The sequence below is a fragment of the Rhodococcus sp. TAF43 genome (assembly GCF_052113525.1).
GTDB lineage: Bacteria > Actinomycetota > Actinomycetes > Mycobacteriales > Mycobacteriaceae > Prescottella.
Genome location: NZ_JBFRDL010000055.1, coordinates 1 through 24,595, shown reverse-complemented (window position 1 = coordinate 24,595; position 24,595 = coordinate 1). Strand labels below are relative to the sequence as shown.

21 protein-coding genes are annotated in these 24,595 nt (G+C 69.6%); 7 read left to right on the top strand and 14 right to left on the bottom strand.

Going from position 1 to position 24,595, the window contains the following annotated elements; translation table 11 throughout:
- Positions 1 to 263: 263 nt before the first annotated feature.
- Positions 264 to 2,630: a DEAD/DEAH box helicase gene (locus tag AB4Z09_RS25130; protein ID WP_114721036.1), complete on the top strand. Its 2,367-nt coding sequence runs from the start codon at positions 264 to 266 to the stop codon at positions 2,628 to 2,630.
- Between the two features lie 5 nt (positions 2,631 to 2,635).
- On the opposite strand, the gene AB4Z09_RS25125 is transcribed toward AB4Z09_RS25130, so the two are convergent.
- The 7 genes from AB4Z09_RS25125 to ssd are packed head-to-tail and all read right to left on the bottom strand — an operon-like array spanning position 2,636 to position 7,370.
- Positions 2,636 to 2,992 carry an Rv3654c family TadE-like protein gene (locus AB4Z09_RS25125; protein ID WP_174907899.1) on the bottom strand — a complete coding sequence of 119 codons (357 nt, stop codon included), beginning with the start codon at positions 2,990 to 2,992 and terminating at the stop codon, positions 2,636 to 2,638.
- On the bottom strand, positions 2,989 to 3,345 hold the full coding sequence (locus AB4Z09_RS25120) for a TadE family type IV pilus minor pilin (RefSeq protein WP_442240929.1): 357 nt from the start codon (positions 3,343 to 3,345) through the stop codon (positions 2,989 to 2,991). Before AB4Z09_RS25120 ends, AB4Z09_RS25125 begins: the two co-directional genes overlap by 4 nt.
- The gene (locus tag AB4Z09_RS25115) at positions 3,342 to 3,545 is read right to left on the bottom strand and encodes a DUF4244 domain-containing protein (protein WP_114721041.1); all 204 of its coding nucleotides are present in this window, start codon (positions 3,543 to 3,545) and stop codon (positions 3,342 to 3,344) included. The genes AB4Z09_RS25120 and AB4Z09_RS25115 overlap by 4 nt, the downstream gene beginning before the upstream one ends.
- A 60-nt stretch (positions 3,546 to 3,605) precedes the next feature.
- The gene (locus tag AB4Z09_RS25110; RefSeq protein ID WP_441346814.1) at positions 3,606 to 4,220 is read right to left on the bottom strand and encodes a type II secretion system F family protein; all 615 of its coding nucleotides are present in this window, start codon (positions 4,218 to 4,220) and stop codon (positions 3,606 to 3,608) included.
- Positions 4,217 to 5,023 carry a type II secretion system F family protein gene (locus tag AB4Z09_RS25105; RefSeq protein WP_174907893.1) on the bottom strand — a complete coding sequence of 269 codons (807 nt, stop codon included), beginning with the start codon at positions 5,021 to 5,023 and terminating at the stop codon, positions 4,217 to 4,219. The genes AB4Z09_RS25110 and AB4Z09_RS25105 overlap by 4 nt, the downstream gene beginning before the upstream one ends.
- Positions 5,020 to 6,207, bottom strand: coding sequence for a TadA family conjugal transfer-associated ATPase (locus AB4Z09_RS25100; protein WP_442240933.1), 1,188 nt, complete (start codon positions 6,205 to 6,207; stop codon positions 5,020 to 5,022). Before AB4Z09_RS25100 ends, AB4Z09_RS25105 begins: the two co-directional genes overlap by 4 nt.
- A gap of 5 nt (positions 6,208 to 6,212) precedes the next feature.
- Complete coding sequence (gene ssd / locus AB4Z09_RS25095) at positions 6,213 to 7,370, bottom strand: septum site-determining protein Ssd (protein WP_442240928.1); 1,158 nt, start codon at positions 7,368 to 7,370, stop codon at positions 6,213 to 6,215.
- Positions 7,371 to 7,927: 557 nt separating this feature from the next.
- On the opposite strand from ssd, the gene AB4Z09_RS25090 reads away from it, so the two are divergent.
- Positions 7,928 to 8,746 (top strand): HAD-IB family hydrolase, encoded by an 819-nt coding sequence (locus tag AB4Z09_RS25090; protein ID WP_114721374.1) that lies wholly within the window; start codon positions 7,928 to 7,930, stop codon positions 8,744 to 8,746.
- A gap of 405 nt (positions 8,747 to 9,151) precedes the next feature.
- Here AB4Z09_RS25090 and AB4Z09_RS25085 read toward each other — a convergent pair whose 3' ends face one another.
- The 5 genes from AB4Z09_RS25085 to AB4Z09_RS25065 are packed head-to-tail and all read right to left on the bottom strand — an operon-like array spanning position 9,152 to position 14,991.
- A complete protein-coding gene (locus tag AB4Z09_RS25085) occupies positions 9,152 to 9,901 on the bottom strand; it encodes an oxidoreductase (protein ID WP_442240932.1) in 750 nt (249 codons plus the stop codon).
- Positions 9,902 to 9,924: 23 nt separating this feature from the next.
- On the bottom strand, positions 9,925 to 11,583 hold the full coding sequence (locus tag AB4Z09_RS25080; RefSeq protein WP_442240927.1) for a dipeptide ABC transporter ATP-binding protein: 1,659 nt from the start codon (positions 11,581 to 11,583) through the stop codon (positions 9,925 to 9,927).
- Complete coding sequence (locus AB4Z09_RS25075; protein WP_397484594.1) at positions 11,580 to 12,449, bottom strand: ABC transporter permease; 870 nt, start codon at positions 12,447 to 12,449, stop codon at positions 11,580 to 11,582. Before AB4Z09_RS25075 ends, AB4Z09_RS25080 begins: the two co-directional genes overlap by 4 nt.
- Positions 12,442 to 13,368 (bottom strand): ABC transporter permease, encoded by a 927-nt coding sequence (locus AB4Z09_RS25070; protein WP_174907885.1) that lies wholly within the window; start codon positions 13,366 to 13,368, stop codon positions 12,442 to 12,444. Before AB4Z09_RS25070 ends, AB4Z09_RS25075 begins: the two co-directional genes overlap by 8 nt.
- Before the next feature lie 3 nt (positions 13,369 to 13,371).
- Complete coding sequence (locus AB4Z09_RS25065; protein WP_442240926.1) at positions 13,372 to 14,991, bottom strand: peptide ABC transporter substrate-binding protein; 1,620 nt, start codon at positions 14,989 to 14,991, stop codon at positions 13,372 to 13,374.
- A 346-nt stretch (positions 14,992 to 15,337) separates the two neighbouring features.
- Between AB4Z09_RS25065 and acs the strand changes: the two genes are divergently transcribed.
- Positions 15,338 to 17,266 carry an acetate--CoA ligase gene (acs, locus tag AB4Z09_RS25060; RefSeq protein ID WP_442240925.1) on the top strand — a complete coding sequence of 643 codons (1,929 nt, stop codon included), beginning with the start codon at positions 15,338 to 15,340 and terminating at the stop codon, positions 17,264 to 17,266.
- A 106-nt stretch (positions 17,267 to 17,372) separates the two neighbouring features.
- Here acs and AB4Z09_RS25055 read toward each other — a convergent pair whose 3' ends face one another.
- Positions 17,373 to 18,173 (bottom strand): polysaccharide deacetylase family protein, encoded by an 801-nt coding sequence (locus AB4Z09_RS25055; protein WP_442240924.1) that lies wholly within the window; start codon positions 18,171 to 18,173, stop codon positions 17,373 to 17,375.
- A 307-nt stretch (positions 18,174 to 18,480) separates the two neighbouring features.
- On the opposite strand from AB4Z09_RS25055, the gene AB4Z09_RS25050 reads away from it, so the two are divergent.
- Positions 18,481 to 19,875, top strand: coding sequence for an ATP-binding protein (locus AB4Z09_RS25050; RefSeq protein ID WP_442240923.1), 1,395 nt, complete (start codon positions 18,481 to 18,483; stop codon positions 19,873 to 19,875).
- On the opposite strand, the gene AB4Z09_RS25045 is transcribed toward AB4Z09_RS25050, so the two are convergent.
- Positions 19,851 to 20,525 carry a winged helix-turn-helix domain-containing protein gene (locus AB4Z09_RS25045; RefSeq protein ID WP_442240922.1) on the bottom strand — a complete coding sequence of 225 codons (675 nt, stop codon included), beginning with the start codon at positions 20,523 to 20,525 and terminating at the stop codon, positions 19,851 to 19,853. The two genes, AB4Z09_RS25050 and AB4Z09_RS25045, sit on opposite strands and share 25 nt — an antisense overlap.
- A gap of 108 nt (positions 20,526 to 20,633) precedes the next feature.
- Here AB4Z09_RS25045 and AB4Z09_RS25040 point away from each other — a divergent pair, with 108 nt between their 5' ends.
- From AB4Z09_RS25040 to AB4Z09_RS25030, 3 genes are all read left to right on the top strand, one after another.
- Positions 20,634 to 21,533, top strand: coding sequence for a phosphatase PAP2 family protein (locus AB4Z09_RS25040; RefSeq protein WP_442240921.1), 900 nt, complete (start codon positions 20,634 to 20,636; stop codon positions 21,531 to 21,533).
- A gap of 283 nt (positions 21,534 to 21,816) precedes the next feature.
- A complete protein-coding gene (locus tag AB4Z09_RS25035) occupies positions 21,817 to 24,147 on the top strand; it encodes an ATP-binding protein (protein WP_442240931.1) in 2,331 nt (776 codons plus the stop codon).
- Positions 24,148 to 24,276: 129 nt separating this feature from the next.
- On the top strand, positions 24,277 to 24,595 hold a 319-nt coding region (locus tag AB4Z09_RS25030), incomplete at its 3' end, for a Zn-ribbon domain-containing OB-fold protein (RefSeq protein WP_442240920.1).

Genomic DNA, 24,595 nt, shown 5'->3' with positions numbered 1-24,595 from the left:
CTCGCAACATCGATCCTGCGGGCGTTTAAACGAACACAGAAGCTGCGACCAGGTCATAGTCAACCACGTCCGACGCGCCCGCAACAGTCGAAAGACGAACAAAAACTGCAAATAGTTGATCTTGCACCAAGTGCCACTCCAACTACTGTCGGGTACACCCCTCCCGAACACCCAGCCCCGGCCGCGGATAGGATCAAAACCGCAGGTCCAGCGCGCGCAACGCGCCCAGGACGCCGACCGACGACAATTCCGGAAGAGGCCCCGTGAACCCCTCGCCCCACTCCCGCGACACGGGAGAAAACGGCGACAACTCGTTCGGGCGGACACTTCTCGAGCGTGTACTGGCAGGTACACCGGCGGGCGAACAACCTCTGACGTTCACCGCCGAACTTCCGCCGCGGGTTTCCCGATTCGCCGAATGGCCCGAGTGGGCTGCCGATGCCGCAGTACGCGCGTTGCGGGCCGCCGGTATTCCACAACCGTGGAGCCATCAGGCCGAGGCGGCCTCGATCGCAGCGGCCGGCGAACACGTCGTCGTCGCGACGGGTACCGCGTCCGGTAAGTCGCTGGCATATCAACTCCCGGTCCTCACCGCCCTGGCGGGCGATTCCCGCGGGACCGCGCTGTATCTGTCCCCGACCAAGGCACTCGGCGCCGATCAGTTGCGCGCCGCGATCGCGCTCACCGAGTCCGAACCCGAACTCGGGTCGATCCACCCGAGCGGCTTCGACGGCGATACCCCGACCGAGGTCCGCCAGTGGGCGCGGGCGAACTCCCGCTGGATCTTCACGAACCCGGACATGCTGCACATCGGGATCCTGCGTTCACACCAACGCTGGTCGCACCTGTTCCGCAATCTGCGGTACGTCGTGGTCGACGAGTGTCACTCCTATCGCGGCGTGTTCGGATCCAACGTCGCCCTGGTGCTGCGTCGGTTGCGTCGCATTGCGGCACGCTACGGAGCGAACCCGGTGTTCGTCCTCGCCAGCGCGACCACCGCCGATCCCGGCGCGGCCGCGTCTCGGCTCATCGGCGCCCCGTGCGCCGAGGTCACCGAGGACGGCTCACCGCACGGGCCCCGCACCATCGCGCTGTGGGAGCCGCCGCTGCTCACCTCGGTCACCGGGGAGAACGGCGCACCGGTCCGACGGGCCGCGGGATCGGAGGCGTCGCGCATCATGGCGGATCTGCTCGTCGAAGGCGCCCGCACGCTGACCTTCGTCCGGTCGCGCCGCGGCGCGGAACTCACCGCAATGGGCACCCGTCGAGCGCTGACCGAGATCGACCCGGACCTGGCCGGGCGCGTGGCCGCCTACCGCGCCGGATACCTCGCCGAGGACCGCCGTGAGCTCGAGACCGCGCTGGCCGACGGCAGGCTACTCGGCGTCGCCACGACGAACGCTCTCGAACTCGGGGTGGACATCGCCGGACTCGACGCCGTCGTCGTCGCCGGCTTCCCCGGCACCGTCGCCTCGTTCTGGCAGCAGGCCGGGCGTTCCGGCAGGCGCGGCGAGGGATCGCTCGTGGTGCTCGTCGCGCGCGACGACCCACTCGACACCTATCTGGTGCACCACCCGTCGGCGCTGCTGAATCGTCCGGTCGAGGCGACCGTGACCGACCCGACCAACCCGTACGTCCTCGGCCCACAGTTGTTGTGTGCGGCGCTGGAGCTGCCGTTGTCCGATGCCGAGGTCACCGACTTCGGCGGGACGGAAGTGCTGACCGAGTTGGCCGCGCAGGGCCTGATCCGGCGTCGGGCGCACGGCTGGTTCGTCACCGCCGAGTCCGATCCGCACAGCAACCTCGACATTCGCGGCGGCATCGGCGGCCAGGTCGCCATCGTAGACGGCGAATCCGGGCGACTGTTGGGCACCGTCGACACCGGCCGCGCCCCGGCGACCGCGCACCCGGGGGCCGTCCATATCCACCAGGGTGAGTCGTTCGTCGTGGACCATCTGGATCTCGACGAGGGCATTGCCCTGGTGCATTCCGAGGATCCGGACTGGACCACATCTGCCCGCGAGATCACAGACATCGCGATCAGCGACGTCGCCGAACACAAGCCGTACGGCGACGTGGGCGTCGCGCTGGTGCAGGTCGAGGTGACGCACCAGGTGGTCGGCTACCTGCGCCGGCTGTCGTCCGGCGAGGTGCTGGACTCGGTGGAACTCGACATGCCCGCCCAGACCCTGCAGACCCGGGCCGTGATGTACACGATCACACCGGAACTGCTGGAGGAGTCGGGCATCGGTGCCGATCGCGTCCCCGGCGCGCTGCACGCCGCCGAGCACGCCGCGATCGGGCTGCTCCCACTGGTCGCAACGTGCGACCGCGGCGACATCGGCGGCGTCTCGACGGCGCTGCACCCGGACACCGGCCTGCCGACGGTGTTCGTCTACGACGGCCACCCCGGCGGGGCCGGGTTCGCCGACCGCGGCCACGCCGAACTGGTCCGCTGGCTCAGCGCGACCCGGGACGCGATCGACTCGTGCGAGTGCGCCGCCGGCTGCCCCTCGTGTGTGCACTCCCCCAAGTGCGGCAACGGCAACCATCCGCTCGACAAGGACGGCGCGGTCCGGGTTCTCGCCGCGGTGCTGGCGGCGGTGGACCCGGACCGCACGGTGGCCTGACGCGCTCACTCGGCCGGTCCGGCCCGCGCAATTGCGCGAGCGGGGCCGACGACGAACGACACCGATCCCACCCGCACCTCCGCCCCGACCACCACGTCCCAGCCGCTCACCGTGCACTTCGGCACCGTGGCGCCCATCCGGACTGCGATCGACACGGCTGCCTCGCAGGGCGATTCGTCGCCGTCGGACAGCGCGGAGGCCGCCGCGAGCGCCGCCAGATCCGCGGCCGCCTGCGCCCGATGACGAGCGGCGACCGCCCCGCCGACGTGTACGAGTCCGGCCGTGACTGCGACGAGCGCCGCCAGCGCGAAGCACGCGAACACCGTCGCACCGCCGGACTCGTCCTCCCGAAGACGCGTCACCCGTCCGCCCCCCTCGGTTCGCGGACCGCGACCGCCTCGGCCGACAACTCGACCAGCGGCAGCAGCGATGCGCGCGCCCGCACGGTGGCCACGACGAACTCCCCGTCGTCGTCGAGCGTGATCTCCGCACCGGATGGCGCGACCCGGCCGGCCACGGACACTGCGTTGGCGCGGTCGTCGCGGGCGGCCAGCCTCGCCGCTTCCCGGGCCGCGTCGATGCATCGCACCTGCGCCGACACCGCGACGATCGCCCCGACACAGAGCACCACCACGGTCACGATGGAGGCGATCGCGATCGCCGCCTCCACCGTGACCGCACCGTCCTCCCGCCGCAGGACGGACCGCGCCGTCACACCGACGTGGCCAACGCCTTGTCGATGATGCCGGTGAGCGCGGAGACGATCGAGTCTCCGGTCACGACGGTGTAGAGAATGGCGCCGAACGCAGCGGCGGCAATGGTGCCGATCGCGTACTCCGCGGTCGACATGCCGTCGTCCGCAGTCGCCGCGAGGACGAGTCGCGCCTGCATCTCCTGAAACTTCTTCCCCCACATTGGACTTCCCTTTCGATCGATTCCGGCACGGCCCTTCCGCGCCGGACACCCCTCCCCCGGTCACAGGAGCCCACCCTGGAGCACCTGACCGGCCAACCCGATCACCACCGGGACGATTCCCAGGCAGATGAACGCGGGCAGGAAGCACAGTCCCAACGGACCACTGATGAGGACGCCGGCCCGCTCTGCCGCGGCCACCGCGGCGTCCTCGGCATCGCCGCGCTGCTGCGCGGCCAGTTCCCCGATCGCCGCCGACAGTGCGGCACCCGATCGCGCCGACCGCCGCGCCATCCGGGCGAGCGCCTCCGTCGCGGGTTCCGCCGCGACGACATCCCACGCTGTCGCCGGATCGGCACCGAGCGCCAACAGATCCGCCGTACGCCGCAAGGAATCCGCGAGCGGGCTCGGTGCGGACCGCGCGGTGGCGGCGGCCGCCGTCGACACCGGCAGCCCCGCCTTGAGGCATGCCGCCAACAAGTCGAACGCGCCCGCGACCGCCATCGGGTCCGCCGGACCACCGGTCGCGCCCGCGTTCGGGATGTGGACGTCCGCCGTTCCGGTGTTCGATGTTCCGATGTTCGGCACCCCGGACGCCCACAACCGCCGTCGTGCCCGACCCGATCCGGGTACGACGAGGACCGCCGCCGCCACCAGGATCAACGCCGGCCACATCAGCTCACCACCCGGCCGACGATGCGGTCTGTCCACAGCAACCCGACCGCGACCAGCACGGTGCCGGTCACGAGCAGCGCGCCGCCGAGGCCCCCACCGAGGAGGACCCGCACCGGGGACGCACCCATGAGTTGACCGAGCCCGATTCCGAGGGCCGGCAGCCCGGCCAGGACCGCCGCGGTGGCCCGCGCCCCCGCCAATCCCGCTTCGGCACGGGTACGGAATCGGCTGCGTCCCAACAGGTCTGTCCGTGCGGCATGGAGAAGCTCGGCCAACGCGAGACCGTGGGCCTCGGCGACCGCCCACGCATCCGCGATACGCCGCAGGTCATCGGCCACGACGCCCCCGTTCGCCACTAGGCCGCTCGCCGCGGAGCCACCGAGTCGGGCGCGCGCGGCCGCGCTCCGGAACGCCTCCGCGGCCGCCCCGTCGCATTCCTGCGCGGCAGATTCGCACGCCGCAGCGGGATGCGCCCCGACCCGCAGCTCACCGATCACGACATCCAGGCCCGCCAGCACGCTCCGTCGTTCCCGCTCCCGGTGCGCCGATGCGGAGCGCCGGCGGCGGCGTCCCCGCGCAGTGGCCGCCCCGACCGCCGCCGCGACTGCGGCGGTCGGCGTGCCCAGTACGGCCAGCGGAATGCACCCTGCGAGCGCGAGATCGAACGGCGAGAGCCTCAGCCGCGACATCCACGACGGAGTCGAAGGCTTGGGCATGACCGACGACATCGATCGCAGCCGCCGACGCGTGCTTCCGCTCGGGGCGGCCAGAATCGCCACCGCCAGGCACAGTATCGCCGCGATCACTGCGCACACCTGGCGTCCAGTAGCTCGCGCAACGCCCGGGATCCCGGTCCCGCGCCGGATTCCCACGTCCACGCCGGGACGACGCGAACGACGCTCGACGAATCCCGTTCCAGGACCCCGATTTCCACGAGCCTGCGGCCTCCCGACGCATCCCGCCGGACATGCATCACCACCTGGACGGCTGCGGCCAGCTGACTGTGCAGGGCCTGCCGATCCAGCCCACCGAGCGCCGCGAGAGCTTCGAGCCTCGCCGGGACCTCCCCTGGAGAGTTGGCGTGCACCGTCCCGGCGCCGCCGTCGTGGCCGGTGTTGAGCGCGGTGAGCAGGTCGACGACTTCCGCACCACGGACCTCACCGACGACGATGCGATCGGGCCGCATACGCAGGGACTGCCGGACCAGGTCCCGCACCGTGACCTCGCCGACCCCCTCGACGTTCGGTGCGCGTGCGACCAGGCGGACCACGTGCGGGTGCGCGGGTGCGAGTTCGGCGGCGTCCTCGACGCACACGATCCGCTCCGCGGCACCGACCTGTCCGAGCATGGCCGCGAGCATGGTGGTCTTGCCGGCACCGGTTCCGCCGGTGACGAGGAACGCGAGCCGCGCCCGCACGATCGCGTCGAGCAGCGCGCGTGCCGCAGGGTCCACCGCACCGCCTGCGGTGAGTTCGTCGAGCCCTTGGGTCGCGGGCCGAAGCACCCGCAGCGAGACGCAGGTGCCGCCCTGCGCGACCGGCGCGAGCACGGCATGGAGGCGAACCCCGAAGTCGCCGTGGCCGATCGACGGAAGGCGGCCGTCGACCCAGGGCTGCGCGTCGTCCAGACGGCGCCCCGCGGACAGTGCCAGCCGCTGCGCGAGCCGCCGGACCGCGGCCTCGTCGGGAAAGGTCACCGCGGTCCGCTCGAGTCCGGTGCCGCGGTCGATCCACACCTCGTCGGGCGCCGTCACCAGGACGTCCGCGACACCGGGCACCGCGAGCAGCGCCTCGAGCGGGCCCGCGCCGGTGAGTTCCGTCTGCAACATCCGCAGCGCGGCCAGCAGGTCGGTGTCCCCGAGGACCCCACCCGATTCGGCGCGGATGGCCGCCGCCACCGTCGCCGGCGTGAGCTCGCCCTCGGTGAGCGCGAGGCGGTCACGCACCCGCTCGAGCAGATCGGTGGACTCGAGCGTATTGACCGCAGTCACCGCGTTCACGCGGACCACCGCCCCGGCCGGGCGCCGAGCAGGTCGAGTACCGCGCGCGCCCCCGCGCCCAGCGGAGACCGGGAGCCGAGGTCGAGTCCGCCCCGTTCGAGCATCGCATCGAGGTGTGACTCCGGTCGCATCGCGGCGATCAACGGCACCCCGAGCGTCTCGGAGAGGTCGGCGCCGCGCAGTCCGCCCGGAGCAGGACCCCGAACAACGATGCCCTGATTGGGGTTTCGCTCGGCGATCCGTGCGAGGACCCGTTCGGCCGCCAGACCCGCCCGCACCGTGGCCGGCACCACGACCACGACGATGTCGGCGATGTCGAGCAGACTGTCGCTGGCCGCCGACGCCTGCCGAGGGATGTCGCACACCACCAGATCGCCGGCCCGGCGGCCGGCTTCCGCAACTGCCGTCACCGCGGCCGGCGTGGGCCCAGCGACGTGGGCGCGGCCGCGGTCGCACGCGAGCACACCGACGCCGGGACGGGGCGACGGCAGCGCCGCGTGCAGGGCCTCGGCCGAGACCTGCCCGCCCTCGACGGTCAGGCCCGACCACCGCGGCCCCGGCGCGTTCTCGAGACCCAGGAGCAGGTCCACTCCCCCGCCCATCGGGTCCGCGTCCAGCAGGATCGTCGACGAGGTCGACGATGCGGTGGTCCTTCCGGGCCCGTGCCGCTGTGTCCGCCGGGGAGCCCGGGACCCGACCGATTCGACCGCGACGGCTGCCGCGAGCGTCGAGGCGCCGGCGCCACCGCAGCCGCCGATCACCGCGACGACGGTGCCGTCGCCCTGCCGTCCAGCACCCCGATCGCCGAACACCGTCACGAGCGCGGCCTCGTCTTCGGGGACGCCGAGGACACTCTCGGCACCGACCGCCGTGGCCGCCTGCCAGTCGGGCAGCGTGGGTGGACCGTCGCAGACGAGCAGCACCCGGTCGCGGCGCGGGAGTCGCGCCGCGCACTCCCGCGCCGCGGTCGTGTCCACCACCACCAGGTCCGCCTGCTCCCACGCTCGCCGTCCGGGCAGCCCCGACATCGAGTCAAACGTTTGATCGGTGGCGGCCGCGACCGAGCGCAGGGTCTGCACCACGGCGCGACCACTCACCAACGCGAGCACTCCGGGCCGCCCGGAGGCAGACGGCGCACGGGAATCGATGTCCATGACAGCAAGCCTCCGCACCACCGACCCGACAGAAAAGCAGGTTTCGGGGAATGTGCACAGAATCGGGGGCTGTGGATAAATTCTGGTACAGACGTACGATTTTTTTGATCGGCACGAATGAGGCCGAATTACCGCGCCCGGCAGCGGATTGCCGCCCGCAGCCGCACGCCGGGAACCCGGGAATCCCGACGGAACGCTGCGAAAATGCCCTGGATAACGCCGGACGGAAACCTTGGTGAACCACAGGATCCGGAACCGCGGACGGACGGCGAGCGCGCGTCATCACCGCGAGTTCGAACCGGGAAAGGAGAAGTTAGGGGACGACCCCCGCCAGGGGGGGAGGAGGCGGGGGTCGTCAGAGTTCAGCCCCGGGGGGTCGGGCTGAACACGCCTGGATCGCGTCCAGGTAGAAGCAATAATACACCCAGATCCAGGTTTATTTGCAAGTTCATCAATTCGCAGGCCCGCCCGGAACGTCCGATTAGACCTCACCGCCCGCCCCGCCACATCCCGTGTCGTCGATCGCGGCGCGCAGCCCCTCGCCTATCCTCGGTCAGGTGAACGCCTCCCCGAGCGAACTCACCGAACGCGGCCGCGTGGCCGCGTTCTTCGATCTGGACAAGACCGTGATCGCCAAATCGAGCGCACTGGCGTTCAGCAAGCCGTTCTTCGCGCAGGGGCTCATCACCCGCCGCTCGGTGTTGCAGAGCAGCTACGCGCAGTTCCTCTTCCTCCTCTCCGGCGCCGACCACGACCAGATGGAGCGGATGCGTACGCATCTGACGAATATGACGGCCGGCTGGGACGTCGAGCAGATCCGCGGCATCGTCGCCGAGACGTTGCACGACATCGTCGATCCGTTGATCTACGCCGAGGCGGCCGATCTCATCGCGGACCACAAGCTCCGCGGCCACGACATCGTGATCGTGTCGGCGTCGGGCGAGGAGGTGGTGGCGCCCATCGCCGAGGCCCTGGGCGCCACGCACAGCACCGCGACCCGCATGGTGGTCGAGGACGGCCGGTACACCGGCGAGCTCGAGTTCTACTGCTACGGCGACGGCAAGGTCGAGGCGATGCACGCGCTCGCCGACCGGCACGGCTACGACCTGTCGCGGTGCTATGCGTACTCGGATTCGGTGACGGACATACCGATGCTGCAGGCCGTCGGCCACCCGACCGCGGTCAATCCGGACCGGGCTCTGCGAAAAGCAGCCGCCGAAAGCGCTTGGCCCGTATTGTCTTTCTCCAATCCGGTTTCGCTGCGCGCCCGGCTCCAGTCGCCGTCGCGCACCACCGTAGCGGCGGCCGCGGCGGTGCTCTCGAGCGCCGCCGTCGCGGGCGTGTTCACCTACAGCATGCGACGCCGGAAGCGATGAACGCGCATCTGCCACAAAGGAAAATTGCCACTTGAAGTGGGTCGGAGCACGGGGTACAAAGGAGTTACGGAAGGCCGACAGGCCAGGACCGATCCGGAAGAGAAGGATCGATCCCCCAAACGGACTTCCCAGCACGGACACCAGGCACCCACGCGAAGCAGCAAGCCACTATAAGGGCAGAAGCGTTGTGGGCCTGCGTGACTCGGATGACTGACGGTGAGGACTCCGCACTGGTTGCGGGGACGACCCGGCACCGCCCGAGCCCACGCCGAGGCCGTTGACACACAACCCACATTTGCACGCTTGGTAACCCGGCAGTCCGTGCTAGCGGGTGGCGGCACCGATCATCGTCGGTGACACCACCCGCTTCGCATGTGCGGGCACGATCCCGCGCCCGATCACACCTCAGCCGGCGGCGGCCTCCGCGATCGACATCGCCTCCCGCGCTCCGGCCTCGAGCGCGCCGCAGCACAGGATCACCCAGCTGCCCACGCCCTCCGGCGTGCCCGATGCGAATCCGGTGATGCCGTCCCGGTACGCCGGAGCCCGCCGCATCCAACTCACCTCCGGCACACCCAGATTGTGCGGGTCCAGTCCGGTTGAGGTGGCCACCAGTCGAGAGGCAGCGCGGGCGACGATGCCGTCGGCGACCCCGAACGGTCGGAGTGCGGCCAACTCGCCGTGGACGACGGCCGCGAGCACCGGCGCCGGAACCCGGGTGCCCCCGGTGATCAGCTGGGCCAGCATGTCCAGCCGCTCCCCCACTCCCGGATCGCTGCGCGGGCGTCCCAGCGCTTCCGGATCGTCGACGAGGTCCGCGGCCGCGAGCAGGTGCAGGCGGGCCAGGGCCTGTAGCGGGGCGCGCTGCCAGGTGGGGAGGATGACCGTCAGCGAATCCCCGTCCAGGGCCTGCGCGACGCGCAACGCACCGGACAGCACGGGATCGCCGACGGTCTCGGGGAGGGGCAGCTCGGTCGACCCGCCGTCGATCGACGCGGACGCGCGGGCGGCGCGGACGGACGCCTCGGTGGCGGTCTGCGGCCAACCTCGGCGGTTCGTCTTGTGCCGATGCACCTCGCCGAGCGCGTCGCGCGCGCGGTCCGCTGCCTCGCGCACACCGGGCAGGTCCAACAGCGGCTGCAGGGGATCAGTCACGGGATCACTCACGGTTGCAGACGCTACCCCGCCGCCCCGCCCGCCCCTCCGCGGTCCGGTCGCGGCCGCCGGCCGCTGGGGATCGCGTCGAGCAGCCGCCGCGTGTACTCGTGGCCGGGGCGCTCGAACACCTCCTCCGTCGGCGCGGACTCGACCACCCGACCCTCGTGCATCACCACCACCCGGTCGGCGATCCGGCGCACGACGGCCAGATCGTGACTGATGAACACGTACGTCAGACCCAGCTCGCGCTGCAGCTCGTCGAGCAGCCGCAGGATCTGGTCCTGGACCACGACGTCGAGCGCCGATACCGCCTCGTCACACACCACCAGATCCGGCCCGAGCGCCAGCGCCCGCGCGATCGCGACCCGCTGGCGTTGACCGCCGGACAGCTCGGCGGGGAAGCGTCGCATCATCTCCGCCGGCAACGCGACCCGATCCAGGAGTTCACGCACCCGGTCGACTCGGTCGCCGCGCCCACCGATCCGGTGCACCCGCAACGGCTCCTCGACGATGCGTAACACCGAGTACGTGGGATCCAGGCTGCCGTACGGATCCTGGAACACCGGCTGGACCCGGCGTCGGAAGCCCTTCTCCCGGTGCTCCGGTGCCGCGATGTCCGTGCCGTCGAACACGACCGAACCGGCGTCGGGAGTCAGGAGTCCGAGGACCATGCGCGCGACCGTCGACTTACCGGATCCGGACTCGCCGACGATCGCGGTCGTGGTGCCCCGCTCGACGGCGAACGAGACGTCGTCGACGGCGGTGACGACGCCGCCGTCCGAGTGACCGCCGAGTCGCGCGCCGCGACGCCGGAACACCTTGCGGAGGCCGTCGACGACGAGCAGCGGTGCGGCACTCGGCGCCGGCGGACGAGGCCGCACCGACCCCGCCGACAACGACGGCGCCGCGGCCACGAGCCGGCGCGTGTACGGATGCTCCGGGTCCTGCAGAATCCGTTCGGCCGGACCGGATTCGACGACCGACCCCGCACGCATCACCACCACGTGCTCGGCACGCTCGGCGGCGACACCCAGGTCGTGTGTGATGAGCAGCACCGCCGTGCCGAGTTCGCCCGTCAACTCCGCGAGGTGGTCGAGGACGCGCTGCTGCACCGTCACGTCCAACGCCGAGGTCGGCTCGTCGGCGATCAGCAGGCGCGGACGCGCCGCGAGGCCGATCGCGATCAACACCCGCTGACGCATACCGCCCGAGAACTCGTGCGGATACTGCCCGGCCCGCGCCTCGGCGTCGTCGAGTCCCGCCTCCCCGAGCAGTACGGCCGCCCGCCGGCGCCCGCTTCGCCCCTTTGCAATCCCGTTGGCGGCCAGCGTCTCCCGTACCTGGAATCCGATGGTCCACACCGGATCGAGGTTGGTGGCCGGGTCCTGCGGCACGAATCCGATCCCGTTCCCGCGCACGCGCACGAACTCGCGCTTCGACGCCCGGGCCAGATCCACGCCGTCGAACAGGATCCGGCCCCCGGTCACCCGCCCCGAGCCGGGCAGCAGATCGATGATCGAATGCGCGAGCGTGGACTTGCCGGAACCGGATTCGCCGACGACAGCCACCGTCTGGCCCGGATGCACCGTCAGGTCGACGCCACGCACCGCGTGCACCGCGCCCGCACCCGACCCGAAGGTCACCGCGAGGCCCTCGACCGCGAGCACCGGATCGGTCATCGTCGCCTCGCCGTGGTCGGGTCCAGGGCGTCCCGCAGCGCGTCCCCCAGCAGCACGAACCCCAGCACGGTGACGGCCAGGGCTCCGGCCGGATAGAACAGGATGGGCGAGCCCCGCCGCAGCGTCACCTGCGCGGTACTGATGTCGCCGCCCCACGACACGGTGCTGGGCGGCAACCCGATCCCGAGGAACGACAGCGTCGCCTCCGCAACGATGAACGTGCCCAGCGACATCGTGGCCACGACGATGATCGGGGCGAGCGCGTTGGGCAGCACGTGGCGCAGCAGGATCCCCGGACGAGTCATTCCCACCGCCCGCGCCGCGAGGACGTAGTCGTGCGATTTCGCCGAAATGACCGCTCCACGAGCAATTCTCGCCATCTGCGGCCACCCGAAGAGCGCCAGCACCGCAACCACCGTCCAGATGGTGCGGTCGGCGAACAACTGCATCAGCACGATCGCCGCGAGGATCAGCGGGATCCCGAAGAAGATGTCGGCGACGCGCGACAGCAGCGAATCGGCCCAGCCGCCGTAGTAGCCGGCCAACGCACCGAACAGCACACCGGTCACCGTCACCGCGACCGTGACGCACACGCCCACCGTCACCGACGGCCGCGCGCCGTACACCGTCCGCGCGTACACGTCACAACCCTGACGATCGAACCCGAACCAGTGCCCGGCGCGCGGCGGTGCGAGGCTGTCCGCGATCGTGCAGTAGTGCGGATCGACGTCCGTGAACACCGACGGGAACAGCGCCACCGCCGCCACGACGAACAGGATCAGGCACGCGACGAAGAACATCGGCCGCCGCCGCAGTCGCTGCCAGGCCGATGCCCACATGCCGCCGCCCCCGGACGGATCAGACATAGCGAATCCTGGGATCCAGCACCGCGTACAACAGATCGACGAGCAGGTTCGCCACCAGGTACACGACCACCAGCACGCTCACGAACGACACGACCGTCGGCGCCTCACCGCGGATGACGGCCTGGTAGATCGTCCCGCCGACGCCGTTGATGTTGAAGATGCCCTCCGTGACGACGGCACCGCCGACCAGCGCCGCGAGGTCCACGCCGAGGAATGTGACCACCGGGATCAGCGAGTTGCGCAGCACATGGACCCACACGACCCGCGGCCGGGACAGCCCCTTCGCGGTCACGGTCCGCACGTAGTCGGCCGTGAGGGTGACGGCGACCGATGTGCGCGTGAGCCGCAGGACGTACGCGAACGACACCGACGCGAGCACACACGCGGGCAGCAACAGTCGCGCGACGCTGGTGTCGGCGCCCACCGTGGGCGGGGCCAGGCCCCAACGGATTCCGATGAAGAACTGGGCGAGGAACCCGATCACGAACACGGGGACCGCGATGAGTACCAGACTCAGGATCAGCACCGTGCTGTCGAACAGGCCACCCTGCCGCAGGCCCGCGAGCAGTCCGGCCCCCACGCCGAGCACCGTCTCGATCGCCACCGCCATCACCGCAAGCTTCAGGGTGATCGGAAATGCCTGTGCCAGAACTTCACTGACCGGACGCCCGGAGTACGACGTCCCGAAGTCCAGGGTGAGGATGCCCTTCAGGTATTCCAGGTACTGCACCAGGAACGGCTGGTCCAGATGGTACCGCGCGCGCAGCTGCTCGGTGACCGCCGGCGTGAGCGCCCGGTCACCCGCCAGCGCGGCGACCGGATCCCCGGGCAGCAGGAACACCAGCGCATAGATGAGGAACGTGGCCCCGAGGAACACCGGGATCATCTGCAGGACACGGCGGCCGGTGTATCGCAGCATCGGTCACTTCTTCTCGACCAGGTAGTAGAGCGGCACACCGTCCCATCCGATCCGGACGTTGGTCACGTACTCGGACCACCCGCCGGACGCGTTGCGGTTCCAGTTGGGCACGGCAGGCAGGTCCCGCAGCAGGATCTCCTGGGCGCGGTCGATCAACTGCTGCGCCTCGACCGGATCGGTCGCGCCCGCCGACGCGCGCAGCAGGGCGTCGAACTCCGGGTCGGAGTACTCGCCGTCGTTGGAACTGCCTCCCGTCTGATAGTTCTGCGCCAGGAACCCGTACTGCTGCGGGTAGTCGGCCTGCCAACCGGACCGGAACGCCGTCCGGATCGTGTGCTCGGTGGCCTCGGTCCGCAACTGCGCGAACGTCGGATACGGCGCACCCCGGGCGTCGATGCCGAGGGTGTTGCGAATGCTGTTGCAGACGGCGTCCACCCAGTCCTGGTGTCCGCCGTCGGAGTTGTAGGCGATCGCGAACGTCCCACTCCACGGTGCGATCGCGTCGGCCTGCGCCCACAGTTGTCGGGCGCGGTCGGGCGCGAAGTCGAGGTTGCCGACTCCCACCAGGTCGGGGGTCCAGCCGGGCACGGCGGGGCTGGTGAAGTCCCGTGCCGGTGTCCGGGTGCCAGCGAACAGCCGGTCGGTGATCTGTTGTCGGTCGATCGCCTGCGAGATGGCCTGCCGGCGCAGCCTGCCCTCCTCGCCGCTGAAGCGCGGCAGGCGTTCCGGGATCGTGAAGGTCTCGATCGTCGCGGACGGCTGGTTGACGGTGCGCCCCGGCAGATCGTCCTGGAACGTGTCGAGTGCGCTCGACGGCACCCCGTCCAGGACGTCCAGGTTGTTCGACAGCAGATCGGTGTACGCGGTGTCGAGATTGCTGTAGAGCACGAAGCTCACGCCCTCGTTGCGGGCGGAACGATTGCCGCGATAGTCCGGGTTGGACAGCAGATCGATGCGCACATTGTGCTGCCACGCATCGTCGTTGGCGAGCCGATACGGGCCGTTGCCGATCGGATGTTGCCMGAACGCGGCCATGTCGGCGTACGCGGCCCGCGGCAGGGGGTAGTACGCCGCGAACCCGAGCCGCATCGGGAACGCCGCCTCCGGCTGCTTCAGCGTGATCGTGAACGTGCGGTCGTCGACCACCCGAAGCCCGGACATCGTCGTCGCCGTGGGATTCGCGACCGCGACGTCGTCGTAGCCCTGGATCGGGTCGAAGAACGACGACTGCAACTGTGCGTCGGTCGACAGGGCGCCATAGTTCCACGCGTCGACGAACGACCGCGCCGTGACGGCGGTGCCGTCGGTGAAAGTCCACCCGTCCTCGATCGTCACGGTGTAGTTCTGCCCGTCCGCCGTCTCGATCGACTGCGCCACCTCGTTCTCGACCCCGCCGTCGGCGGTGTACGAGACCAGGCCCGCGAACAGCGCGTCGAGGACCCGACCACCGGTGTTCTCACTCGTGTCCGTCGGGATCAGCGGGTTCTGCGGTTCGCCGCTCCACGCGTAGACGATGCCCGTGCCCGAACCCACCCCGCCGGTGCACGCCGCGAGCAGCGACGCGGCCAGTGCCACCACCAGCGCCGACACCGCGGCGCGTGCGATCCGTCGTCGAACAGCCACTGCCCACCTCCCGAAGTGCTCGGTTGGTGGTTGCGACGATAGACAGCCTTCGATCGCGGCCGCCGGGGTCCGGTGGCCCCCGGTCGGATCGGCACCGTTTCGAAGCCCGATCGCAACGTCGTACCGAGCCGCGTCGCCGAATCCGCGGCGAGATGTCCGGGTGCAAACCGTGCGCGCGAACCATCCGTCGCAGAGAATCGACCGGTAGTCGCAGGCAGCGACCGCTCCGCGGGAGGCGACCCTGCGACGCCGGTCACGTGTGACTACCCTCACACGTGCGAGAACCGTCGCAGTGACATTTCCCGAGGCTCCGACCGAGGACTCGACCGAAAGAAGGCAAGCCGAGATGACGAGCAGTGCTACCGACGCCCACGAGGTCTACCCGCCCAGCGCAGAGTTCACGGCCGCCGCGAATGCCGGCCCCGAACTGCAGGCCGCGGCCGATCGGGATCGGCTCGCCTTCTGGGACACCCAGGCACGCCGGCTGGACTGGGCGACGCCGTGGACCGAGGTCCTGGACTGGTCCGACGCCCCCGTCGCCAAGTGGTTCGTCGGCGGCGAGCTGAACGTCGCCTACAACTGTGTCGATCGGCACGTCCTCGCCGGCAACGGCGACCGCGTCGCGATCCACTTCGAGGGTGAGCCCGGCGACAGCCGCGACATCACCTACAACGACCTGCTCGACGAAGTCAGCCGCGCAGCAAACGCTTTCACCGAGCTGGGTCTCGTCGCGGGTGACCGGGTTGCGATCTACATGCCGATGATCCCCGAGGCGATCGTGACGATGCTCGCGTGCGCCCGCCTGGGCCTGACCCACTCGGTGGTGTTCGCCGGATTCTCGGCAACCGCGCTGCGTTCACGCATCGACGACGCCGCTGCCAAGCTCGTCGTCACCGTGGACGGACAGTGGCGTCGCGGCCAGGCCGCCCCGCTCAAGCCGGCCGTCGACGAGGCCGTCGCGGGCGCCGAGTCCGTGCAGAACGTGTTGGTGGTCAAGCGAACCGGTGCCGACGTCGACATCACCGACGGCCGGGACCTGTGGTGGCACGACACCGTCGAGAAGGCGTCCGACAAGCACGAGGCGCAGGCCTTCGACGCCGAGCACCCACTGTTCATCCTCTACACGTCCGGCACCACGGGTAAGCCCAAGGGCATCATCCACACCTCCGGCGGCTACCTGACGCAGGCGTCGTACACGCACCACAACGTGTTCGACCACAAGGCCGGTGAGGACGTCTACTGGTGCACCGCCGACATCGGCTGGGTCACCGGACACAGCTACATCGTCTACGGGCCGCTGAGCAACGGCGTCACGCAGGTGGTCTACGAGGGCACCCCCAACTCCCCCGACGAGCACCGCCACTTCCAGATCATCGAGAAGTACGGCGTCTCCATCTACTACACCGCGCCGACGCTGGTGCGCACGTTCATGAAGTGGGGCCGCGAGATCCCCGACGCGCACGACCTGTCGTCGATCCGGCTGCTCGGTTCGGTGGGCGAGCCCATCAACCCGGAGGCATGGCGCTGGTTCCGCGACGTCATCGGCGGCGGCACCGCGCCGATCGTCGACACGTGGTGGCAGACCGAGACCGGCGCGATCATGATCTCGCCGCTGCCCGGCATCACCGCCACCAAGCCCGGTTCCGCGATGGCCCCGCTGCCCGGTATCTCCGCGAAGATCGTCGACGACGAAGCCCGTGAACTCGGCGCCGGCGGCAGCGGCTACCTGGTCCTCGACGAGCCGTGGCCGTCGATGCTGCGCGGCATCTGGGGCGACATGGACCGCTACCGCGACACCTACTGGTCCCGCTACGCCGAGGAAGGCTGGTACTTCGCCGGCGACGGCGCCAAGTACGACGAGGACGGCGCCCTGTGGGTGCTCGGCCGCGTCGACGACGTCATGAACGTCTCCGGCCACCGCATCTCCACCTCCGAGGTCGAATCCGCACTCGTCGGACACCACGCCATCGCCGAGGCCGCCGTCGTCGGCGCCGCCGACGAGACCACCGGCCAGGGCATCGTCGCGTACGTCATCCTCCGCGAAGGCATGGAAAATACTGGCGAACAACTCATTTCGGAACTACGCGCGCAGGTCTCCACCGAGATCAGCCCCATCGCCAAGCCGCGGCAGATCACCGTCGTGCCCGAACTGCCCAAGACCCGCTCCGGCAAGATCATGCGCCGCCTCCTGCGCGACATCGCAGAAGGACGCGACCTCGGCGACACCTCCACCCTCGTCGACCCCAAGGTGTTCGACGCGATCCGCGGCCAGTAGTCCGGCGTCCTGCCGGGCGTCCTCTCCGGTCCCGACCGGACCGGAGAGGACGCCGCACGAACCCCCGGACTGGGCACCTGCGGCACCTCTCGAACAACCAGGCGAGTCACCTGGTCGTGAACACGTCGTCCAGTGTCACCATCGCGAGCCGCCGCTCGACGATGATGTCCAGCAACTGAGGGTAGAGATGAGTCACCGGGGGGTGATTGGCGTGGCCGATCACCACCGCCTGGGCCGTGAAATACTTTCGCGCGCACTGGAGTAGATAGTCCTCGGTGATCACCTGGGAGTCCGACAGCGATCCGTTCCACAAGGTGGGTGTCGTGTATCCCAGGTCGGCGGCGACCGCGTCGACCGCCGGATTGTGAAATCCGAACGGAGGCCGATAGAACGGCGTCCCTTCTGTGCCGTAGGTGTTCCGGAGAAAGCTGCGGGTCCTCGAGAGCTGCTCGGACGCCCCGGCCGACGACAGCTTGGTCAGGTCGGGATGGTCCCACGTGTGGTTGGCCAGCTGGATCTGGCCGCTGTCCACCAGCGGACGCAGGGCGTCACGGTGTTCCGTCCACGTGGGATAGGCGGCGGTGACGAAGAACGTGAACCGCGCACCTGACGTGCGCGCGAACTCGATGTAGGCCGCCACGACCTCGCTGTCGGCGCCGTCGTCGACCGTCAAGGCGAGGGTGTTGCCCGGCGGCAGGCTGGTGAGAGTCCCCGGCGGGATCGGCACGCGCACCGGTGGCGGTGTCGACAGTCTCGCGGTCGGCGGCGCGGAAATCGTGTCGCCTTCAGGCAGGCGCTGCCCCGAGCCCGTGCCGGCGTTCGCGTCGCCACTCGGCCGATGTCCGCAGCCCGCGGCCGCACCGAGGGCCCCCAGCGCCAGGGTGATGAGAAAGGTGCGACGGTCCACAGCAGTCCTCGGACGGTTCGGAACGATCCTTGGAGTAGAGGATGTCAGATCGAGACGAGTTCGGGGCCGCCCCAGCGGCATCTCGACCCCGGAGGACCGTGGTACCCAGGATTTTGATGATCCAGAAGTAGATCGTGATCTCCGGAACTTTTGTTCAGGATCTGCGTCGTGGCCCTCACGGCTGCAAGACTGGCATCGGGCCGCTGAAGATACGCTGAAGAACCCCGTCTGTTGCCCGAACACGCACGTGGGCGACACGTATCGTCCGAGTGACGATCACGCTGTCGAGTCCGGGAAACAGGTGAACATGCGGCTCCATTCGCTGAATCCGAATCAGTGGAACGTCCGCGCGCGATCCGCAACAGCAGCCGCGTTGGTGGTGATCCTGTGCCTCGTCCTCGCCGGCGGAGCCATGGTCTTCGTCCTCTATCGTGCGCTCGGGCAATCGGCACAGGACGCGGCGAGCACGCGCGCTCAACAGATCGCCACTCAGTTGCAGAGCGAGGCGTCCGGAGCGCTCGATCCCGGACTCCTCGCCACCGACGCCCAGGTCGGTACGATCCAGATCCTGAACAGCACTGGCGTGATCGTTGCGGAATCCGCTGGAGCCCCGCAGGACCCACTGGCAACGCCGACAGTCGAGCCCGGCGAGGAGGTATCGCTCGGGCGGGTAGAGGACCGGGAGGGCGGCGACTACTGGCTGATCGCCCGCAGCACGGGGCCGCCGGTCCGCTTCACCGTTCTGGTCGGGGCCGACCGTGAACCGGTCGAGAAAGTCGTCACCACCGTCGCCCTGCTGTTGGCACTGGGCGGTCCCCTGGTGGTCGCACTGGTCGCATTCGCGACCTATCGTCTCGTCGGCGCCGCGTTGAGCCCGGTCGAGGAGATCCGCACCCGAGTGGCGTCGATATCGACAGGACAACTGGACGAGCGCGTGCCGGTCCCGCCGACGAGGGACGAGATCGCCCGCCTGGCACAGACAATGAACGACATGCTGGCACGTCTCGAACAGGGCGACACCACACAGCGGCGCTTCGTCAGCGACGCCTCGCACGAGCTACGCAGCCCGCTCGCGACCATCACCGCTGCACTCGAATTGGCTCACACCAGACCCGAACTGATCGACACGGCCCTGGTCGACGAGGCCCTGCTTCCCGAGGAGCGACGGATGCGCGACCTTCTCGAGGACCTTCTCACCCTCGCCCGAGCCGACGAGCAGGGGCTGTCCGGACATGCCGTCGACGTCGACATCGACGATCTCCTGTACGCGGAGTCCGTGCGATGTCGAGCACTTCCCGGAGTTCAGGTGCGAACGGCCATCAGCCCCGTCAGGGTCAGCGGCGACCCCCAGCAGCTGGCTCGACTGGTCCGCAATCTCGTGGACAACGCAGTACGTCATGCCCGCAACGAGATTCGTCTCGAATGCGCGCTGCACGACGGCTCGGCGGTGATCGCGGTCCAGGACGACGGCCCCGGGATACCGGAAGCGCAGCGTGCCCGTGTCTTCGAACGGTTCGTCCGCCTGGACTCGCCCCGCACGCGTGATGGCGGGGGCACGGGACTCGGGCTCGCCATCGTCGCAGAAATCGCTGCCGTGCATCATGGTTCGGTATACGCCGCCGAATCCCCCGGCGGCGGTGCGCGGTTGGTCGTGACACTGCCGGCCGATCCGGACAGTTACGAATCGAGCTCCAGGCAGTAGCCCGCCCCGCGCACCGTGGCGATCGTATGGGCATCGAACGGTCCGTCGACCTTTCGGCGCAGATACCCGACGTAGACCTCGACGATGTTGTCGTCACCGTCGTAGTTGCTGTCCCACACCGACTGGAGGATCTCGCGTTTGGAGACGACCGATCCGGCCCGACGCATGAGGAACTCGAGCACGCTGTACTCCCGCGGTGTCAGCGCCAACACCGTTTCGCCGCGGCTGACCCGTCGCCGGGCCGGATCCAGTTCCAGGCCCCCGGCACTCAACACCGCGGGGCGCTCGGGCGCGCCCCGTCGGACCAGTGCGCGCAGTCTCGCGGTCAACACGACGAACGAGAACGGTTTGGTCAGATAGTCATCGGCGCCGAGATCGAAGGCGTCCGCCAGGTCGTACTCGCCGTCCTTCGCGGACAGCATCAGCACCGGGGTCCACACCCCGCGCCGACGGAGATCGCGAACGATGTCGTAGCCGTGCTTGCCCGGCAGCATGATGTCGAGCACCACCACATCGAAGTCCCCCGAAACAGCAGCTTCGAAACCGTCGAGTCCGTTGTTCTCCACGTCGACGACGAATCCTTCGGCGACCAGCCCGCGGCGGACCGTCTCCGCAAGACGCACCTCGTCCTCCACCAGCAGAATTCGCACAGGTCCTCCGTCGCGTCATCGGGTGTGCATCGTCACTAGAGCAGATGCACGCCGCATCCCCCATCGTCTCTCAGCGATTCCACAGCGCCCACTTGGAACCCTGAGTGCATGTCCCGGATTCTCGACCTCGCCCGCACCGCCACCACCGAAGCCGTGACGGAGTCCGCCACCGCCGAGGTGGCGATCGCGATCATCGGCATCGCGGTCGTCGTGTTCGCGGTCGGTGTGGTCCGAGGCGGCCGGACCTACTCCTCGGCAGCGCTCCGCGGGGCCGGGCTCGTCATCGCACTGGCCGGGTTGGGCGTGCAGGTCCACGCACAGGGGTGGTTGACCGACTGGGACGGCCCGGTCACATCATGGTTCGTGGCCCACCGGACCCCGCCGCTGGACACCGCGGCCGTGGTCGTCACCGATCTGGGGAGCCCCGTCGCCACGGTCGCGCTGGCACTTGTCGTGGCCGCGCTGCTCGCACGGCGAGCCCGATCGCCGATACCGGCCGTCGTCCTGATCGGCACGGTAGGCGCAGCGGCGGTTGCGAGTACCGCGCTCAAGCAGCTGATCGGACGCGATCGACCGCCGGCCCCGATTCAGCTCGTCATGGAGGCCGACTATTCGTTTCCCTCGGGTCACGTCACCGGAACGGCGACACTGCTCGGCATGACGGCCGTCATCCTCACGATCGGACGGAGCCGATACGTACGCGCCGTGGCCGCGGCGATCGTCGTCGTGGGAGTCGTCGTCGTCGCCGCGACACGCGTCTACCTCGGGGTCCACTGGCTCACCGACGTGATCGCGGGCGCACTGCTCGCCGCCGTCTTCGTGACGATCGGATCCGCCGCGCAGCACCGGCTGACCGAACACCCCGGGCCGCTGTCGCAGATCCGTCGGGAGCGCCCCGATCGGCCGACGTCGAGTGCGGACAGAACCCCGACGCAGCCCATGGGCGCTGACACCGCGGCCGACGACCCGTGCGGGGTTCGGCCGGATCGCGGAGCCGCAGCAAGATGACGCTTCGGGCCTTGGCGAGTGCGGCCAGCACCTTTCGCAGTTCTTCGCCGGTCGGCCCGAGGACGCCGTCGAGCATCTCGCGCTCGGCCTCACGGACCTCCGCGGCGATCGTCCGTGTCGACCTCGCGGTACACAGCCGCGACGGAGACCAACCGGTCGACGTCACCCGGGTGTGAGGATCTCGCCTGTGTGCCATATCGCCAGGTCACACCCCGATATGGCACACAGGCGTACCGTGACCGCAGGGGACCGAGAGCGCAGGGTCCCGGAGACGAGGGTCACGATGGCGCCCGCGATGCGGGGCAGGATCGGAAACCTGCCCCTCGATCTGACCAGTTTCGTCGGACGTCGCCACGAGGTGACCGAGGCGAGACGACTCCTCTCTGCCTCCCGTCTCGTGACGCTCACGGGCATCGGCGGAGTGGGCAAGACACGACTCGCGCTCCGGGTCGCCGCCGACTCCAGGCGCGCCTTCGACGACGGTGTGTGGCTGGTCGAATTCGGTGAGCGGCGCGACCCGCAGCTGGCAGCCGAGGCAGTGGCGGCGGCGCTCGGCCTGCGGGAGCAGTCGGCGGTCCCCACCACGCAGATCCTCACCGATTACCTGGCCTCCCGGAAGATGCTGCTCGTCCTCGACAACTGCGAGCACCTGATCGATGCCGTCGCGAAACTCGCCGAGGCCCTGCTGCGGGCGTGTCCCGAACTACGCATCCTGGCGACGAGCCGGGAGCCGCTCGCGATCGGCGGGGAAACCGTGTTCCGCGTCCCCCCGATGAGCTTCCCCGTCCCGGACGGATCGACGCCGACGCGGGCGTTGGCAGAGTACGAGGCGGTGAACCTGTTCGTGGAGCGGGCCGGCGCCGCGGTTCCCGGATTCGAACTCACCGAGGACAACCGCGACACGATCCTCGCGATCTGCGCCGAGCTCGACGGACTTCCCCTGCCCATCGAACTCGCGGCGGCCCGGCTGCGGGCCATGTCGGTCAACCAGGTCCTCGAGCGGCTGACCGATCGGTTCCGCCTGCTCACCGGGGGCGGCCGAGCCGCGCCCGACCGTCAGCAGACCCTGCGCATGAGCATCGACTGGAGCCACGACCTGTGCGCCCCGACCGAGCAGGAGCTGTGGCGGCGGCTGTCGATCTTCCCGCGCGGATTCGAACTCGATGCGGCCGAGGCGATCGCGGCTGGCGACCTCGCCGCGCACGATCTACTCGACATCGTCGCCTCCCTCGTCGACAAGTCCATCCTGATCCGCGAGGAATACGACGGCGTCGTGCGATACCGGTTGCTCGAGACGCTGCGCGACTACGGCCTCGAGCGCCTGCACGCGGCCGGCGAGCACGACGCTCTGCGCCGCCGGCACCGGGACTGGTACCAGACGTTGACGCGACAGTGCGAGGACGAGTGGATCGGCCCGAACCAGCCCGCGTGGGTCGCGCGACTCGAGCGCGAACGGTCCAACCTGCGCGATGCGCTCGAGTACTGCATGACCAAGCCCGGCGAGGCCGAGAACGGCCTCCGCATCGCGAACGTGCTCTATATGTTCTGGATCTCCCGTGGCCTCCTCAACGAGGGCCGTCTCTGGCTCGGCCGGGCGCTGGCGGCGCAGGGCGGCGATCCGACGCCCGAACGGGTGAAGGCGTTGGCCGCGGCAGCGCTCCTCGCCGCGAACCAGGGCGACGTCGCAGCGGGGGAAGCCCTGGTCGCCGAGGCATCCGACGTCGCCGCCCGGATCGGGGATCGCGAGACCGACGTCGACGTCATCGATGCTGCCGGACACCTGCAGATCTACGCCGGCGACCCGTCCGAAGCGATCCGGTTGCTCCGCAGCATCCTCGACACCGTCCGCGCCGGCCGGAATCGGCTCCGGCACGTCACCACCGTGCTCGGCCTGGCAACGGCGACCGCGGTACTCCGCGAGCGCGAGGAGACCACCCAGTACACCGCCGAGGTCCTCGACATCACCAGCGCCCACGGAGAATCGATCTATCGCTCGTACGCCCTGAGCATGCAGGGACTCGCGCTGTGGCACGACGCTCCGGAGGAGGCGCGTCCCCTGTTCGAGCAGGCGGTGAAGTTGAGTGGCGATGTCGACGACCTGCTGGGGACCGCGGTCTGTGTGGAAGCGCTCGCCTGGACGGCCACGGCGACGCACGACTTCCCGCGGGGCGCGACCCTGCTCGGTGCCGCCGACACCCTGTGGTCCGCGGCCGGAAACCCGGGTGTCGTCATCCCGGCGCTGCGGTACAACCGCGAGGAGGCCCGTGGCCTGTGTCAGCGCGCTCTCGGTGACCGCGCATTCGACGCGGCCGTCCGCCAGGGATCAGGGTTCACGCGGGACGAGATCGTCGTATTCGCGGCCGAGGGAGAGCTCCCCCGTCAGGGCTCCGCCGAGCGCGCCGCCACCGATCTGACGCCACGCGAACAGGAGGTTGCCGAACTGGTGGCGCAGGGCCTGACCAACAGGGCCATCGCCGAGCAGTTGGTGATCTCGCAGCGCACCGTCCACGGCCACGTCGAGCACGTGCTCGCGAAGCTCGGGTTCAATTCGCGCACCCAGATCGCCGCCTGGGTCGTCGAACAGGGGAAACAGGTCGAAGACGACGCCGTGTGACACGGGCCCGGGCACCTACCCGATCGGGAAATAGGTATGCCCCCCGGCAGTTCTACCGTCGTGCTCTTGCGTCGCAGTTGGAACTGTGGGAGTCGGACATCCCAAGCTTCACGAAGTCGAGGTATCCCGATGCAGAACCAACCTCCCCGCACCACCACCGTGGACCGTTTCACGATCGGYCGCTGCGACGACTGCGGCTCACTCCTGGCCCCGGAGGCGTCGACGTGCTCGTCGTGCCGCGGCACCGAGATCAGCCGGACGCCGTCGGAGGGCACCGGGTCGATCGTCGCCTGGACCGTCCTCGAGGTCTCCCCCAGCCGGACGTACACCGATGTCATCCCGTACACGATCGCGATCGTCGCACTCGACGAAGGACCGTGGACCTACGCCTGGATCGAGGGTGCTCCGATGGAGGACCTACGCCTGGATCGAGGGTGCTCCGATGGAG

Coding starts and splice junctions, on each gene's coding strand:
- AB4Z09_RS25050 (WP_442240923.1), top strand. CDS start 18,481: ATGCGGCTCCATTCGCTGAATCCGAATCAGTGGAACGTCCGCGCGCGA.
- AB4Z09_RS25035 (WP_442240931.1), top strand. CDS start 21,817: ATGGCGCCCGCGATGCGGGGCAGGATCGGAAACCTGCCCCTCGATCTG.
- acs (WP_442240925.1), top strand. CDS start 15,338: ATGACGAGCAGTGCTACCGACGCCCACGAGGTCTACCCGCCCAGCGCA.
- AB4Z09_RS25080 (WP_442240927.1), bottom strand. CDS start 11,583: ATGACCGATCCGGTGCTCGCGGTCGAGGGCCTCGCGGTGACCTTCGGG.
- ssd (WP_442240928.1), bottom strand. CDS start 7,370: ATGGACATCGATTCCCGTGCGCCGTCTGCCTCCGGGCGGCCCGGAGTG.
- AB4Z09_RS25070 (WP_174907885.1), bottom strand. CDS start 13,368: ATGCTGCGATACACCGGCCGCCGTGTCCTGCAGATGATCCCGGTGTTC.
- AB4Z09_RS25075 (WP_397484594.1), bottom strand. CDS start 12,449: ATGTCTGATCCGTCCGGGGGCGGCGGCATGTGGGCATCGGCCTGGCAG.
- AB4Z09_RS25115 (WP_114721041.1), bottom strand. CDS start 3,545: ATGTGGGGGAAGAAGTTTCAGGAGATGCAGGCGCGACTCGTCCTCGCG.
- AB4Z09_RS25040 (WP_442240921.1), top strand. CDS start 20,634: ATGTCCCGGATTCTCGACCTCGCCCGCACCGCCACCACCGAAGCCGTG.